We start from the raw sequence: 15,494 nt of genomic DNA, 5'->3' as shown, positions 1-15,494 counted from the left end.
TAAACTAAATCAGCTTGTACAAGCTATGATCTCAGTACACTATAATAGATCATAACGCAAAATTTGAATAAGATCCTCACTCTTTTACACAGTTTTAGCACTTTTTATCCACAGGATTAAATTTAGGATCAAGATGTATAAAATGAATAAGGAAGTAAAAAGAATACTAGCACATATATTAGATATACATAACACCTAGTAACAGATAACTTTAGATCAAACTAGACGATTAGTCTCTATTTTGAGCCAAATAATTTTTTGATCTTTTAATGATCCTTGAGATTTCCATGAGAATCCGTATAATTTTGCACCTTGTGGGTGATATCATCATTTTTCCAGTTTTCTGGCAGTGCTTGGTAAGAAAGGAAAGTAGGGTATTCGTTTAAGTTTTATCGTAGCTAATGGTGGAGAAAAGCGTTGAATTTTTCTCCCGCATTGCGTAATGCTAGATATTTTATTACAATCCTGCCTCTTTGCTATATTGGTGTTGTTACGATTGGATATATCAGTATTGTTTGTTCCACTGGTCACCCACGAATTTACTGAATCAATAATAACTATTTTGTTAAGTTAGGTAGAAACCGCTATGAAACGCACTTTTCAACCGTCCGTACTAAAACGTAACCGTTCTCACGGTTTCCGTGCTCGTATGGCCACTAAAAATGGTCGTCAGGTTTTGGCTCGTCGTCGTGCTAAAGGCCGCGCTCGTCTGACCGTTTCTTCAAAGTAATAACCCTATCGAAGTGGTTATGCTTGCTTTTCCTAGGGAGTTAAGATTATTAACTCCCAGGCATTTTGATTATGTCTTTCAGCAGCCACAACGGGCGAGTTCTCCAGAAATCACCATTCTTGGACGCCTCAATGAGCTGGGATACCGGCGCATCGGTCTTACTATCGCAAAAAAAAATGTTAAACGGGCACATGAACGCAATCGAATTAAGCGATTAATGAGAGAATATTTTCGTTTACATCAGCATGAGTTGCCTTCGATGGATTTTGTGATATTAGTAAGAAAGGGGGTTGCTGATTTGGATAATCAAGAAATCACCGAAACATTAGGCAAATTATGGCGTCGTCACTGTCGTTTGGCTCGCGGTTCTTAATCTCGATAATAAGAGGTTATCAATTGATAGTAAGTCCATTATTAGGGCCGCGCTGCCGTTTCAACCCTAGCTGTTCCCAATATGGGATCGAAGCACTATATCGATTTGGATTGATAAAAGGTGGTTGGTTAATGATGAAACGCGTATTAAAATGCCATCCTTTACATAGAGGTGGTGACGATCCTGTTCCACCTAGACAGAATGACCATAATAGAGAACATTAACGATGGATTCGCAACGCAATCTTTTATTCATCGCTTTGCTATTTGTTTCGTTTTTAATTTGGCAGACATGGGAAAGTGATAAAACACAACCTATAAAGACTGACCAAATTGTAAAACAAATGGATATGCCAAGTCATGATGACCAAGCTAATCTAGGTAATGAGCAAGCTAAATTTATCACAGTAAAAACTGATGTGCTTGAATTACGCATCAATACCCGTGGCGGCGATATTGATCAGGCTGAGCTGTTGCTTTACCCTAAGGAATTACATTCATCTGATCCGTTTCGTTTATTGGAAACCAGTAAAGATTTTATTTATCAAGCACAGAGCGGCTTGATCGGTCAGGATGGTCCCGATAACCCTGGCTACAATAATGGATTGCGTCCTTTATATCTCTCAAATGCAACTAGTTATGTGTTGCAAGATGGCCAAGATGAACTGCGTGTTCCTCTTACCTTTACTGGTAAAGATGGAGTAGTTTATCAGAAAGTCTATCTATTAAAACGTGGTAAATATAATATTTCTGTTGAGTATAATATTGACAATAATAGTGCCAAACCATTGACGCTAGCTTTTTTTGGTCAGTTAAAACAGACTGCAGAACTACCAAAAGAGCGTGATACAGGAAGTAATAATTTTGCCTTACATACTTATCGTGGCGCAGCATATTCTTCCGATGAAACAAATTATAAAAAATATAGTTTCAGTGATATTACTGATAATAGTTTAAACGTTAATACTAAAGGTGGTTGGGTCGCAATGTTGCAGCAATATTTTGCTACAGCATGGATCCCTGGCTATCAGAACCAAAACGCTTTTTATACAATCGATTTAGATAAATCCATTGCTATTATTGGCTATAAGAGTTCGCCAATAACAGTTGCAGCTAATAGTAAAGGTAATTACACCTCAACCTTGTGGGTAGGTCCTGAATTACAATCGGAAATGGCAGCAGTTGCACCACATTTAGATTTAACTGTGGACTATGGTTGGCTGTGGTTTATTTCTCAACCGTTATTTAAATTATTGAAATTTATTCATGGTTTTATAGGTAACTGGGGCTTTTCCATCATTGTTATTACTTTTATTGTGCGCGGGATTATGTATCCATTAACTAAAGCACAATATACTTCAATGGCAAAAATGCGTCTGTTGCAGCCTAAACTTGCGGCGATGAAAGAACGGATTGGTGATGATAAGCAACGTATGAGCCAAGAAATGATGGCTCTCTATAAAGCAGAAAAAGTCAATCCGTTAGGTGGTTGTCTGCCTTTATTGATTCAGATGCCTATTTTCCTAGCTTTATATTATATGTTGATGGGTTCTGTCGAGCTGCGCCATGCTCCCTTTATTGGTTGGATCCAAGATCTATCAGCTCAGGATCCATACTATATTCTACCGTTGTTAATGGGTTTGACGATGTATATTATTCAGAAAATGTCGCCAACGACAGTAACTGATCCTATGCAACAGAAGATTATGACCTATATGCCGGTTATTTTTACGGTATTTTTCTTGTGGTTTCCTTCTGGTTTGGTTTTATACTATATCGTTAGTAACCTGGTGACGATTATCCAGCAACAAATTATTTATCGTGGATTAGAAAAGCGTGGCCTACATAGTCGCGATAAAAAATAAGTTTTGGCATTTTGTTATTTGCAATTAAAGAAATAACAAAATAGAAAATGTATTAAGGCGGTCATTAGACCGCCTTAATCATATTTATGGTAAGAATTGAGAGTAAAATGAGTATATATACCAATGATACAATTATTGCGCAGGCAACCCCTCCTGGACGTGGTGGTGTTGGTATTTTGCGAATATCAGGGCCAAAAGTTGTTGAAGTTGCCCGCATTGTTTTAGGTAAAATACCTCGACCTCGCTATGCGGATTACCTGCCTTTCTATGATAACAATGGCAAAGTGTTAGATCAGGGAATTGCCCTCTATTTTCCTGCCCCCAACTCATTTACTGGTGAAGATGTTCTTGAATTGCAAGGGCATGGTGGGCCTATCATTATTGATTTATTACTTAAACGGATTTTAGCTATCAATGAGATCCGGATTGCTAATCCAGGTGAATTTTCTGAGCGCGCCTTTCTTAATGACAAAATGGATTTAGCTCAGGCGGAAGCTATTGCTGATCTAATCGATGCAAGCACTGAGCAGGCTGCTCGTTCAGCGGTAAATTCGTTACAGGGTGTTTTCTCACAGCAGATTTATGAAATGGTGGAAGCGCTTACTAACTTGCGTATTTACGTTGAAGCTGCAATTGATTTTCCAGATGAAGAAATTGATTTTTTATCTGATGGTAAGATAGAAACAAAATTGAATCAGGTAATAGCCCATTTGGATAGTGTGCGTTTACAAGCTTATCAAGGTAGCTTATTACGAGAAGGCATGAAGGTTGTGATTGCAGGACGACCGAATGCAGGTAAATCTAGCTTATTAAACGCGCTATCTGGCCGTGAAACGGCGATTGTAACGGATGTTGCTGGCACAACCAGAGATGTATTACGTGAACATATTCATATTGATGGTATGCCTCTGCATATTATTGACACGGCAGGCTTACGTGAAGCGACAGATGAAGTTGAGAGAATAGGTATTGAGCGAGCCTGGCAAGAAATAGAGCAAGCAGATCATATATTATTTATGGTGGATAGCACCACTACAGAAGCAACTGAACCTGAGCAGATTTGGCCGGAATTTATGGCGCGATTGCCGAAATCTTTGCCTATTACGGTGATTAGAAATAAAGTCGATATTACTAATGAACCAGTAACAATAACAAAAGTTAGTAATTACTCACTTATTCGCCTGTCAGCCTATCGCAAAGAAGGTATTGATTTATTACGTCAACATTTGAAAGAAAGCATTAGATTTAATCATCATATAGAAGGCGGATTCTTAGCCAGACGACGTCATATTCAAGCACTTAATATTGCCGCAGAGCATTTACAGCAAGGTTATCAACAGTTAGTAGTTGCTCACTCTGGTGAGTTATTAGCAGAAGAACTTCGTTTGGCTCAACAGGCATTAAGTGAAATTACAGGGGAATTTAGCTCCGATGACTTATTAGGTCGTATTTTTTCCAGCTTCTGTATTGGAAAATAGCATGTAAACAAAAACAATCACTCCACATCAGCAGGCAGATCTATTTCAGGCAATGACTTGTTAAATTTTAAGCTACATTGATATCCTCTCGGCCTAAAGGTCGAGAGTTGTTACTGTTTCTGGATCACAAATTGTTCTTTAGTTGGCTCTATTTTCGATTAAAATGTTTTGCTTTAAGTAGTTTAATATTTCAACGGTTTTAAATATTATTAAATAACGCAAATTAACTGACCATTTTTACTGTAATTTATCGGAATATGTTTATCTAACCCTGGCGAAAAGGAGATAATTTTTCCCTATTGTTATATAGCACAGGGGAGAATGATTTAACTCGATTCATTAGCTTTTGGTATTTTTACTCATTCTATCAATATAAGCCATGCCAAAGGCAGATAAAACAAAAGCCAAATGGATAATTACACTCCACATTATTTTATTATCGGCTACTTTTTCAGCTTCCATAAACAGTCGTAAAAGATGAACCGAAGAAATAGCAACAATTGATGAGGCAACTTTATTTTTAATGGAATTGACATCCATTTTGCCCATCCAGCTTAATTTTTGATGTTTATCATCAACGGTCATTTTTAAAATAAAGTTTTCGTAACCTGAAAACATCACCATAACTAAAAGCCCACCAACCAGTGCAATATCAACCAGCGATAAAACCGTTAATATTAATCCTGATTCAGTGATAGTAAAAAGTTCAGGAATGATATGAATTATCTGCTGAAAAAATTTTAAAGTGAGTAAAATAAATCCAAATGATAGTCCTATATAAACAGGAAAAAGTAGCCATCTTGATGCGTAAATGATTTTTTCTATCGACTTTTCCATGTTATTTATCCTTTTTTTAAGTGAATTTCTAAAATTTAATTGCCAAAAGTATTATTTTTGCTTAAAAAAGAAACAAAACTTAGATACTGTTTTATAATGTGATTTTGATAATTATCATTAGTACTAGATTGAGATATTTTCCAATATAAAAGTTTTTTGTTAAATACCATTCGTAATACGGATTTCGTGACTAAAGCTAGTTTATCATTAAGTGTAATTAGGGATCTTCATTTTCTTTCTTGGTTTTTATTTTTAATATTTTATTAACAATAAAAAAACATTCTAAGAAGACAATTGGCTTCATCACTAGCATATTGTTTTATCAATTCGTTATAATAAAAATAAATTGAATATAGCTAATGATAAATGGTATTTATTCTATTAAAATTTCAAAATATTTATATTAAATTAGTAATTGCTATATTATTTATTATATTAATCTATTAAATCTTATCTTGGTCATCATTAGAAATGATAGAATACATTAATTTATTTAATAATGAAATGATTCAATTGAAAATATAAGCAAATATTTAAAAAAAATTTTTAAATTTATATAAATATTAGAGCTCATTAGATTAAATATTTATTGGTTGTGTTAATATTATATAAAGCACTGTTTGAAATTAGAGCAATCATATTTATTTTTGACTAAATATGCTAAAAATTAATATTTAATAGTGGTTAAAAAAAAGACCATTAAGAGATGTTTTATCATAGACAATCAGCGCAAATAAAAACCATATTAATAAAGTTAAGTATGATTTAATTATCTATTTGAAAGATAAATTAATTGATTAATATAAAGCATGCAGATTAATATATTATAATAAATAAAAAACTCATCAATATTAAGAAATATAGTTTAGCATAATATATGAAATTTGATTTTCAGCTGGATCTTCTAATAATATGGTTAGGCGCTCTCGACTAAAATATTAACATATTATTTACATTATGTTTTTATCGTAATATCGAATTTAAAAGCAGAATTTGAGCTAGCAGATGAATTAATGTTTTTTTAGATGTCTATCAAATCTGACTATTATCAATCATCAATTTTCAATGAGACAGATCGCACAAATAAGCCAATCATAATAGCTATAAAAAATAATAAACATTAATATGTTTCTGTTTTGTTAAAATTGATAATTTTTATAGCTATCTGATTATAGGAGTGATTATGATTGTCGAATTTCTTGTTATTTGGCGCCGCTGGAACTTCCAACTATTAACGATTGCTTATTTACTGACAACTGGATTCTCCGCGAATGCAACAACCTGCAACTTAATGAATAAATTGACCAAACGACCGCTGTTAATGGAAGTCACACAACCCTATTCTGCTGATAATCCGATGGCCGGTGTACTTTATAAAATGGTTTTCTCTGCTGATGGTAAATACGATTACCATATTCTCAATAATGGCAAACAATACCACGGAAAATATCGTTATCGCCTGGTGGAGCCAAATATTGGTGTAATTGACGCCCAAGAAGAGTTTGAAGGTCAAACTACCCACTATACCATCACCTTACTATGTGAAAATGAACATAGCGGCGTCTATTTTTATCAACAAAGTAAAGGTATTGGAGGGCAGAGAGTTAATACTGGCCGCTATTATATTGATAAATAGTGTTATTGAGAGCACTTTTCGCTGAGCCTAAGTTAAAGTATGTTACTTATAACAAAGGCTAGTGAAAACTACAAACTCAACACTGGTTGAAGTTTGGGTTATTGTTTAAATGTTAACGATTAACTTGCTAATAAGTAAATGCAGCCGTTAATCGTTGATTTTATTTTACTAATTTTCCTGATTTTTCTCGGTTTTTCTCAATAATAACCATCGTTTTATTGCTCTTATAGGGGCATATGGTGACATATTGGCGGACGAAGGATCTGTTTCTTCCATCAGCGTGGACGATGCTTTATTAAGCGTTAAATTGGCCAGAATGGCGATCACTGTACCTATGGTGATGCCGCTATGGAGGAACATTTGCATCATGCTAGGAAAACCTTCAAATAATTGTGGTACCATGATAGGCATCAGGCCAAGAGCTAATGTTAGTGCTACTACCATTTCGTTATTATTATGTCGATAGGTAATACTGCTGAGCGTGCGAATTCCTGATACGGCGACCATACCAAACATTATGACGCCGGCTCCTCCTAATATCGGTTTAGGAATTGCTACCACCAATGCGGCCATTTTGGCAAACATCCCCATTAGAATGAGAAGCACTCCCGAAACAGAGACAACGAAGCGGCTACGCACACCGGTAAGACCAATCAGACCAACATTTTGAGCAAACGCAGCATAGGGAAAAAGATTAAACAGCCCTCCTACCATAGTTGCAATACCACAGGCGTTGAGACCGTTACGTAAAGTGGTAGCATCGGCCTTTTTGTCAACCATATCGCCAATAATCATCATTGATGACATAGTTTCTATCATCACGACTACCATAACCATAGATAGTAGTGCGACCGGGACAATGTGAAATTCGGGCTTAGCTAGCCACATAATTTGGGGAAAATTAACCCAGGGTGTTGAATTGACGAAATGAAAATCAAGCGGCAGAAAGCAACTCCAGATAACTGTACCACCTATTAAACCAAGAAGCACAGCAATATTTTTGATCATTCCTGTCATAAAGTGATAGATATGAAGAATAATAATAAGTGTCAGAGCTGCCATGACAAGCGGTAGAATGCTCCCGCTATTGCCACTAATAATCCAATTGCCTGCAACGGGCGTTAGCGAAAGCCCAATCAATGTCACAATCGAACCCATGACAACTTTAGGGAAAAAACGTACAAGATGGCATATCCAGGGTGCGCATATCAGCGTGAATAATCCGGCAATAATTACGGCGCCGGAAATGCCGCTAATACCATACTGTTTACCGATTAGCATCATTGGAACCAGTGCGGCAAATGTGCAGCCTTGCACTAATGGTAAGCGACAGCCAATCCATGCCCCAAAACCGAACGATTGGGCAATAGTTGCTATTCCGCAGATAAACAGATCAGTACTAATTAATAGAATAATTTGCTCTACGGGTAAGCCGACAGCATTACCGATAACTAATGGAACGGCGACTGCGCCAGCATACATCACTAAAACATGTTGCAGTCCGTAAAGTATCATTTGCCCAATGGGAAGTATTTCGTTAACTGGGGCTGATTGGTGCTTGGAGAGAACAGATCCTTTCATAAAGTTACATCACTCCTATTGGTGAGTACTTCGTTAACCGGGCTGATCGGTGTTTGGAAAGAACAGTTAATGTACGTGTTAGAACAGTATTTGGCATACAAACTGGTCTAAATTGCTCCAATCAGCATTTCAGCAAATATCAATATCCATGCGTAACCCATGCCAATATAAATAAAGAAGTAAAAATGTTGGTGCCATTCGTGAATCAAATCACGTTTTGTTGTTGGCCGGGCCGGTAAATAGGAAGGTATCATTAAAAACGGATCAAATATGCTTATTTTATACTTGGGGCTAATTCTCATCTTGAGAATAAAGGAAAAGCTGCTGATTACGGCTATTAGTTTTCAACTCTGCACTAAAATCACAATCGATATTACTTGCTATAGTGGCAAAGTTTACTTTTATCCGGCTTTTATTAGTCGAAAAGAGATATTTCCTGGTTTCACTGTGATACGTCATTCTCAAAGTGAGAATAATTTATGACAAGAAGATGGATAGTGCTAAACATGATAAAGGTAAATTTTTGAAGCGAATCACAAAATTTTATGTTAGGCCTAAATTATTAAAAATATTTGCCCAATTATTGCATCCTGATTGGGACAGTATACCTGAACTTACTAGCTAGGAGAGCGAATGAATAAATTAATTATTGCTGATCCAAGTGAATGCATCGGTTGTCATGTTTGTGAAATTGCCTGTGTAGTTGCTCATAATCATCAACGTTGGCCACAGAGCACTCGTGAGTTTGTTCCGCGTATAAGGGTATTGAATGACGCGAAAAACAGTATTGCAGTAACCTGCCGTCATTGCAATAACGCTCCTTGTATTACCAGTTGCCCGGTGGATGCATTGCGTTTTGTTAGCGCAACTGTTCAGCTTGATCAAACTCGCTGTATTGGTTGTAAAAGTTGTATTGTGGCCTGCCCGTTTGGCGCCATTGATATGGTGCCGGCAGTGGATTCAGATATCGCCCTGGCACAAAAATGTGATATGTGTCAGACAATTAATGCTGACCAACCAGCTTGTGTGACACATTGTCCCACGCAGGCGTTACGGATTGTTGATGAACAATCGTTGTTAACTTTGCGTCAAGAGAGACAACAAAGAACAGTAAATAGAAATTTTCGCCAGCTTGAAAAACAGCCACGACGTAAACAGATACTGAATAAGCCGCTGCGAAAAGGAGCGCAGAAAGTTTCTGCCCAGCAACGTATTCAACATTTTGCCGAAATTTATATTGCGCTTAATCAACAACAAGCTAGTTATGAAAGCAGTCGTTGCCTCTATTGCGCGCAAAAAGCATCCTGCAATTTAACATGCCCTTTACATAACCATATACCGGATTTCATTCAGTTAGCCAGTGAAGGAAACATTATTGCAGCTGCTGAATTATGTCATCAGTCCAGTTCTTTACCAGAAATATGTGGTCGCGTCTGTCCACAGGAGCGGTTATGTGAAGGTGCATGTACCATGAAACAACATGGGGGATCGGTCGCTATTGGAAATTTGGAGCGCTACATCACTGACACTGCACTGGCACAAGGCTGGCAACCAAATTTATCACAAGTAAGCCAGCGTTCAGAACGAGTGGCGATAATTGGTTCTGGACCAGCCGGGCTTGGTTGTGCTGATATCCTTGCAAGAGCGGGGGTTAAGGCTGATGTCTATGAGCGTCATCCCGAGATCGGTGGATTACTTACTTTTGGTATACCTCCTTTCAAACTTGATAAGCAGTTGTTAAGTTCTAGACGCGAGATTTTCAGTACGATGGGTATTCAGTTTCATCTCAATTGCGAAATTGGTCAGGATATTGCTTTCTCTACGTTGGCTAATAATTATGACGCTATTTTTCTCGGCATTGGAACCTATGGTTTGATGAATATTGGATTGGAAAATGAGCATGCATCAGGCGTAATTCAGGCGCTAGATTTTTTGACTGCCAGCACGAGACGGGTAATGGGATTAAAAGATGATCCTCGCTATCCTTGGTGTGACGTAACAGGCAAAAATATCGTGGTATTAGGCGGTGGTGACACTGCAATGGATTGTCTGCGTACAGCAGTGCGTCTCAGCGCAGCCAGTGTAACTTGTGCTTATCGACGCGACGAAGCTAGTATGCCAGGTTCGAAAAAAGAAGTGATTAATGCACGAGAAGAAGGCGTTGAGTTTTTATTTAACGTTTCACCTCAGCAGATTATATTAGATGATACTGGACAAGTATCAGCGGTGAGACTGACCCGGGTTCAGTTGGGGGAACCAGGTAACGATGGGCGGCGAAGGCCGCAACTTATTGCCGGTTCAGAATTTGAACTGGCGGTGGATGTATTAATCATTGCTTTTGGTTTTCAACCACATGACATGCCTTGGTTACGGGGACATAATATTAAACTTGATGATTGGGGGTTGCTCCAAACCGGAGGTCAAGGGCGTTTGTTAACACAAACTAGTAACGATAAAGTATTTGCTGGTGGTGATGCCGTGCATGGTGCAGATCTAGTTGTAACGGCAATGGCTGCGGGTCGACAAGCTGCGTGGGATATTCTTAACCTGTTTGATCGAAAAACGTCTAATGGTCAATGAGTTATAAAAATAACATTGATCAATCATAGTAGAGAATAATATAACAGATAAAAGTAGATAACTGTTTGAATGGTTGATTGGTTATAAACGGTTTAACGATATTAATATATTAAGCATTAAACCGTTTTTTACATTAATAAAAATGATAAATTTAATATTTTAAAAAATTAGTTTTCTATTATCAGGATAGCGGGAAAATCGAAAAATCAAACAAAAGACCAATATAATCTAACAGTAAAACTGTGATCTTAAATTAGCAGTAACCTCTTCAATAAAATGAGTAAATTAAGATAAATTTGCCAATATACGTAAAGATGTAAATTGTTTAATTAACTATTGAGTCAGAAAACGTAATCAGCTAAAGTAATATTGTTATTGGTAGACGCCAATAACCGAGGTTTTGCAGCCTTGTTCACTAACACACTGGTAAGAAGTTTTACCAGTGCTACTTGTAGCGCCCTCTATGGCGGTTCAGGTAGGGGAGCCGAAAGGCTCGCCGGAGTTAGTGCCGGTCTGCAAACCTTATCTGGATCGCCTCCAAAATAGAAGGGATAGTAAAGATGTTTGATTTTAGCTATAACTTGCTCTGCGCTAACATTGTTGCTGTATTACCAGAAAATATAACTCTATCATCAATTTCCCGTAAATTCGGATTAAACTCAAAAGTACTAAAAAATAGACTTTTTCGCCTTTTTTCAATTGGTGAAAAGAATATTATTGCTGGTATAGAGCACCATCCATCTGCAATCTTGCCAAGTTATTATTGCGATAGTCCAAAAAGCTTTCCAATAGAAGCATTCATATTGAATGTATAACTTAATAAAAAATTATTTTGCTGTGAACGACTATTTCGATTTAATAATCTTAATGTTATTTTTTTAATGTGACAAAGTTCAAATTTAGGATTAAAAAATTAAATATTTTTTGAGAAAAAATAATTTTCTAATTCATCTTATCACCTTATGAAATTACATATGATATTGTTTACTAAGTTATTAAGAGGTCTTGATGTGCAATAATATGAATGATATATCCATTAATATTATCGATTCAATTATTATGATGATAGAAAATCTTGATGAACCTTGGGGAATTAAAAGTATAAATTCAGAGCATATTTATATGAATAATTCTGCCCGCCTTTTCACAAATACACCAAAAAATTTTTCCATTGAAGGTAAAATGGATGAAGCTTTTCCTACTAGTTGGAGTAAATTATTTCACGAGCTTAAAGAACATGACGAATTAACGAAAATTGAATCCTCTACGACGAGAGTAATTGAAATAGATTATTGGAATGGAAGTTCTACCTTAATACCGTATATCAGTGAAAAAATCCCCCTTTTAAATAAAGATAAAGAGTGTATTGGAATTTTATGGAATGCAAAAAAAATACTTAATATAAACCCATTGATCTATCATGAAAAAAAAGCTGTCAATATATTAAAAACTTATCAAGAAAGTAGTTTTTTTTCCAAACGAGAACTTGAAATAATATTTTTACTGCAACAAAGATTCGGTAGTAAAGAAATAGCAAAATATTTAAATCTCTCACCTATAACAGTAAATCATAAATTACAGGTTATTTATCAAAAAATGGGTGTTAATTCGGCCAGACAACTTATTGAATACTGTAAAACATATTCCCTTGATAACTTTATACCTGAACGGTTTTTAACTCCAGGTGTTCTCTTTATAACAAAGTGAATTAATTATATGAATTTAATAGATAACTATCCAACAAATCGTGTCCCCACCAATATACGTTTATCCTTTTTGAGTGTTACATTAGTTCATGCTGGTATGTTAACCGCCTTAGATCAATTTATGCTAGGTGCAGTATTAGGTAATTCAATGACTTTAGCTAACGCTTTTTTAGCTATTTTTATTAGTAGTATTATTTTTGGCATTATTACTTTTGGTTTAGGTTTTGCGGGAATGAAAGAAGGGTTGTCCAGTAGCCTTTTAGCTAGATGGTGTGGCTTTGGGCGCATTGGATCAATTTTGGTCAGTCTTACAATAGCCATTAGCTTGATAGGTTGGTTTGGGGTACAAAATGCAGTTTTTGCTAAAGGGCTTAATTATGCATTAGGTCATAAATTGGGTTTTGAATGGTCAGCAACGTTATCCGGTTTATTTTTGACGATCCTAGTTGCTTTTGGTTTTAAAGCGCTACGATTTACGGCCTGGATTGCGGTCCCTTTTTTTGTCATCGTGATTTTATTTATTTCGGCAGGAATTCTTGAACATCATAATAGCATGGATTTGATTCAGTCAGTTCCTGGCGGTGAAACAATAACACTGTCTTCTGCAATCACATTAATCATGGGAGGATGTATCGTTGCCACGCTTATTACGCCAGATATGAGTCGATATTCAAAAAATAGCCGTCAGGTATTTTGGATGGTTATGGTATCAATTATTCTTGGCGAATTTGTCATTAATGGGCTGGCTATATTATTAGCCAGGGCATTAAATACGGCAGATGTCGTAACCATTATGACGCAAGCGGCTGGTGGTATTGGCTTGTTAGTGGTTATTTTCTCTACTTTACGTGTAAATGATATTAATCTTTATTCATCGTCATTAAGTATTGCCAATTCAATTTCAGTATTGACCGGCAAAAAAGTTAATTACACTATTATCACTTTAGCCATAGGTATCATTGGTACAACTCTTTCTGTTTTGGGTATTTTAGACAGGTTTGTTGGTTTTTTGACCATCCTTGGTGTCGTCTTTCCGCCGATAGTTGGTGTTATGTTAACGGATTATTTTATTATAAAGACCCATCGAAATATTCTTCAGGAAACGCAACAACTAGAAAAAATTCCAGCCAATAAAGACACACCTTTAATTGGTTGGAATGCTGTTTGCGCCTGTATAATAGCCAGTATTATTGGCATAACCGTAGAAGTAGGCATACCGACGATTAATTCTCTACTCGCTGCTTGTATTATTTATGGTTTATTAAGTAAAATTAAGAGATAACTAACGGTGTAACAACGAAAAAATTATATTAATGGCGACCACTCTTGATGAGCTGGTCGATCCAGAAAGTAGTTTAAGTTGTTACTACTGCTAACTAATTTAGCATTCATCGCTGCTTTTCAGCGACTTTGATAAATAATAGCGAGTATAGCAATGAGCAAATTTGTCTAAATGGCCATATTCCTTATAGCCTAATTTTTGATAAAAATTAACGGCTTGAAAGTCAAAAGTATCAACATAGGCCATATGACATTTTCTTTTTATGGCTTCATCTTCTGCTTTTTTCATTAAATCTTTTCCAAAACCTTTTTTTCGATAGTTTTCTGCTATCCATAGATATTGGATATCTAAACCACCCCACCATGTTCTGGCAATCAAACCCCCAACAATATTATTGTTATCCATTAAAGTCACTCTTAGCGGATGCATATCTACCTTGGTAAAATTGGAATTATGTTTCCACAAACTATCGATGATGGTATTTTCTTCTGCAATATTTTCTTTATCGTTAAGTATAAGTTTCATATTCATATCATCCTTGTTGTTTACTACCAAAAATGTATTTTTAATTTAATTTTTGTGTCTACCAATTATCTATTCATGTTATAAAGTTTTTTTGTCATATTTTTTGATTTTTAATAAAAAAATTTATAATTTTAAATTTTTTTATATTTTTAAAATTCATGTTCATTTTTATCTTTCTGCTATTGTGGTAATTTGCTGTCACTAAAATAACTGCTTCATCCTATTAACAGAAAATCATCTGATAATCAAGGTTAATTATTGACCTTTTTTATAACTTATAATTTGTTTACTGTAATTAACAAAAGAAGATATAACTAATTTGTTTTTACTAAAAGTTTAGCAATTTATTATCTGAAAAATTTTTAGTTAGTTTAAAGGCTTTTGCCAACACCAGGGTATATTTTTAATTAAATAAATAATGGAGGAAGTAGAAATATGGATATTAATTCTAATAATGTAAATTTAAGTTGCAAAAATTAAAACCAAGAATAATCGTTTTGACGATGAAAAAATATTAATAATAAAATCAAGGAATGTATAGATAACATAAAAGGGATTAATTTATCGATTTTATATCGATACAAGTAATGAAATGCGAATGGGCAAAAGTGGTAAGAATAATCATTGTTATATGATAGTTAAAAGTATGTGATATCTATAAAGTAAATAGTTAAAAACAATAAATTTAGTCTTAATTTCAGTAAGTTAATTGACATCAAAACGCACTTCTTTTCTTGTGGTGCGTTTTATTTTTTTATCTATTAATGATAGAGCATGCTCTATTTGCCCAGTTAACAACGGCACGGTCGGCCATGGTTAAAATAGATCTCACCTCAATACAATCAGCTACCTCCCTCTTGTTTAGTGCAAAAACAGATTAAAATATAGGTTACTTATTGATA

General features: G+C 35.5%; 13 protein-coding genes. 10 read left to right on the top strand and 3 right to left on the bottom strand.

What is annotated here, in order from left to right:
- The first annotated feature begins 586 nt into the window (after window positions 1-586).
- The 5 genes from rpmH to mnmE all read left to right on the top strand — a co-directional run bounded on the left by rpmH (window position 587) and on the right by mnmE (window position 4,445).
- A complete protein-coding gene (gene rpmH / locus WH390_RS14395; protein ID WP_004906236.1) occupies window positions 587-730 on the top strand; it encodes a 50S ribosomal protein L34 in 144 nt (47 codons plus the stop codon).
- Window positions 731-743: 13 nt separating this feature from the next.
- On the top strand, window positions 744-1,103 hold the full coding sequence (gene rnpA / locus WH390_RS14390) for a ribonuclease P protein component (protein WP_032115587.1): 360 nt from the start codon (window positions 744-746) through the stop codon (window positions 1,101-1,103).
- Window positions 1,067-1,327 (top strand): membrane protein insertion efficiency factor YidD, encoded by a 261-nt coding sequence (gene yidD, locus WH390_RS14385; RefSeq protein ID WP_072012864.1) that lies wholly within the window; start codon window positions 1,067-1,069, stop codon window positions 1,325-1,327. The genes rnpA and yidD overlap by 37 nt, the downstream gene beginning before the upstream one ends.
- 2 nt (window positions 1,328-1,329) lie before the next feature.
- Complete coding sequence (gene yidC / locus WH390_RS14380) at window positions 1,330-2,967, top strand: membrane protein insertase YidC (protein ID WP_032115588.1); 1,638 nt, start codon at window positions 1,330-1,332, stop codon at window positions 2,965-2,967.
- 113 nt (window positions 2,968-3,080) lie between these two features.
- On the top strand, window positions 3,081-4,445 hold the full coding sequence (gene mnmE, locus WH390_RS14375; RefSeq protein ID WP_148305572.1) for a tRNA uridine-5-carboxymethylaminomethyl(34) synthesis GTPase MnmE: 1,365 nt from the start codon (window positions 3,081-3,083) through the stop codon (window positions 4,443-4,445).
- Between the two features lie 339 nt (window positions 4,446-4,784).
- Here the strand turns inward: mnmE and WH390_RS14370 are convergent, their stop codons facing one another.
- On the bottom strand, window positions 4,785-5,282 hold the full coding sequence (locus tag WH390_RS14370) for a TIGR00645 family protein (protein ID WP_032115590.1): 498 nt from the start codon (window positions 5,280-5,282) through the stop codon (window positions 4,785-4,787).
- Between the two features lie 1,183 nt (window positions 5,283-6,465).
- Here WH390_RS14370 and WH390_RS14365 point away from each other — a divergent pair.
- Window positions 6,466-6,918 carry a hypothetical protein gene (locus WH390_RS14365; RefSeq protein WP_032115591.1) on the top strand — a complete coding sequence of 151 codons (453 nt, stop codon included), beginning with the start codon at window positions 6,466-6,468 and terminating at the stop codon, window positions 6,916-6,918.
- Window positions 6,919-7,086: 168 nt separating this feature from the next.
- On the opposite strand, the gene WH390_RS14360 is transcribed toward WH390_RS14365, so the two are convergent.
- Window positions 7,087-8,499: a nucleobase:cation symporter-2 family protein gene (locus tag WH390_RS14360; protein WP_032115592.1), complete on the bottom strand. Its 1,413-nt coding sequence runs from the start codon at window positions 8,497-8,499 to the stop codon at window positions 7,087-7,089.
- 633 nt (window positions 8,500-9,132) lie between these two features.
- On the opposite strand from WH390_RS14360, the gene WH390_RS14355 reads away from it, so the two are divergent.
- The 4 genes from WH390_RS14355 to WH390_RS14340 all read left to right on the top strand — a co-directional run bounded on the left by WH390_RS14355 (window position 9,133) and on the right by WH390_RS14340 (window position 14,067).
- The gene (locus WH390_RS14355) at window positions 9,133-11,079 is read left to right on the top strand and encodes an FAD-dependent oxidoreductase (RefSeq protein WP_032115593.1); all 1,947 of its coding nucleotides are present in this window, start codon (window positions 9,133-9,135) and stop codon (window positions 11,077-11,079) included.
- A gap of 560 nt (window positions 11,080-11,639) precedes the next feature.
- Window positions 11,640-11,894, top strand: a complete 255-nt coding sequence (locus WH390_RS14350) for a helix-turn-helix domain-containing protein (protein WP_032115594.1) — start codon at window positions 11,640-11,642, stop codon at window positions 11,892-11,894.
- A 205-nt stretch (window positions 11,895-12,099) separates the two neighbouring features.
- Window positions 12,100-12,786: a helix-turn-helix transcriptional regulator gene (locus tag WH390_RS14345; RefSeq protein ID WP_032115702.1), complete on the top strand. Its 687-nt coding sequence runs from the start codon at window positions 12,100-12,102 to the stop codon at window positions 12,784-12,786.
- A gap of 9 nt (window positions 12,787-12,795) precedes the next feature.
- Window positions 12,796-14,067, top strand: coding sequence for a cytosine permease (locus tag WH390_RS14340; protein WP_032115595.1), 1,272 nt, complete (start codon window positions 12,796-12,798; stop codon window positions 14,065-14,067).
- Between the two features lie 99 nt (window positions 14,068-14,166).
- Here the strand turns inward: WH390_RS14340 and WH390_RS14335 are convergent, their stop codons facing one another.
- Entirely contained in the window at window positions 14,167-14,592 is a 426-nt protein-coding gene (locus WH390_RS14335) for a GNAT family N-acetyltransferase (RefSeq protein ID WP_032115596.1), read from the bottom strand.
- Window positions 14,593-15,494 lie beyond the last annotated feature (902 nt).

This window comes from Candidatus Arsenophonus nilaparvatae (assembly GCF_045346035.1).
In the GTDB taxonomy this organism is placed as follows: Bacteria; Pseudomonadota; Gammaproteobacteria; order Enterobacterales; family Enterobacteriaceae; genus Arsenophonus; species Arsenophonus nilaparvatae.
This window is presented reverse-complemented; position numbering and strand designations above follow the sequence as displayed.

What these genes read in the sequence shown, in the direction of transcription:
- rpmH (WP_004906236.1), top strand. Translation starts at nt 587, where the DNA reads ATGAAACGCACTTTTCAACCGTCCGTACTAAAACGTAACCGTTCTCAC.
- yidD (WP_072012864.1), top strand. Translation starts at nt 1,067, where the DNA reads ATGGCGTCGTCACTGTCGTTTGGCTCGCGGTTCTTAATCTCGATAATA.
- yidC (WP_032115588.1), top strand. Translation starts at nt 1,330, where the DNA reads ATGGATTCGCAACGCAATCTTTTATTCATCGCTTTGCTATTTGTTTCG.
- WH390_RS14370 (WP_032115590.1), bottom strand. Translation starts at nt 5,282, where the DNA reads ATGGAAAAGTCGATAGAAAAAATCATTTACGCATCAAGATGGCTACTT.
- WH390_RS14365 (WP_032115591.1), top strand. Translation starts at nt 6,466, where the DNA reads ATGATTGTCGAATTTCTTGTTATTTGGCGCCGCTGGAACTTCCAACTA.
- WH390_RS14360 (WP_032115592.1), bottom strand. Translation starts at nt 8,499, where the DNA reads ATGAAAGGATCTGTTCTCTCCAAGCACCAATCAGCCCCAGTTAACGAA.
- WH390_RS14355 (WP_032115593.1), top strand. Translation starts at nt 9,133, where the DNA reads ATGAATAAATTAATTATTGCTGATCCAAGTGAATGCATCGGTTGTCAT.
- WH390_RS14350 (WP_032115594.1), top strand. Translation starts at nt 11,640, where the DNA reads ATGTTTGATTTTAGCTATAACTTGCTCTGCGCTAACATTGTTGCTGTA.
- WH390_RS14345 (WP_032115702.1), top strand. Translation starts at nt 12,100, where the DNA reads ATGAATGATATATCCATTAATATTATCGATTCAATTATTATGATGATA.
- WH390_RS14340 (WP_032115595.1), top strand. Translation starts at nt 12,796, where the DNA reads ATGAATTTAATAGATAACTATCCAACAAATCGTGTCCCCACCAATATA.
- WH390_RS14335 (WP_032115596.1), bottom strand. Translation starts at nt 14,592, where the DNA reads ATGAAACTTATACTTAACGATAAAGAAAATATTGCAGAAGAAAATACC.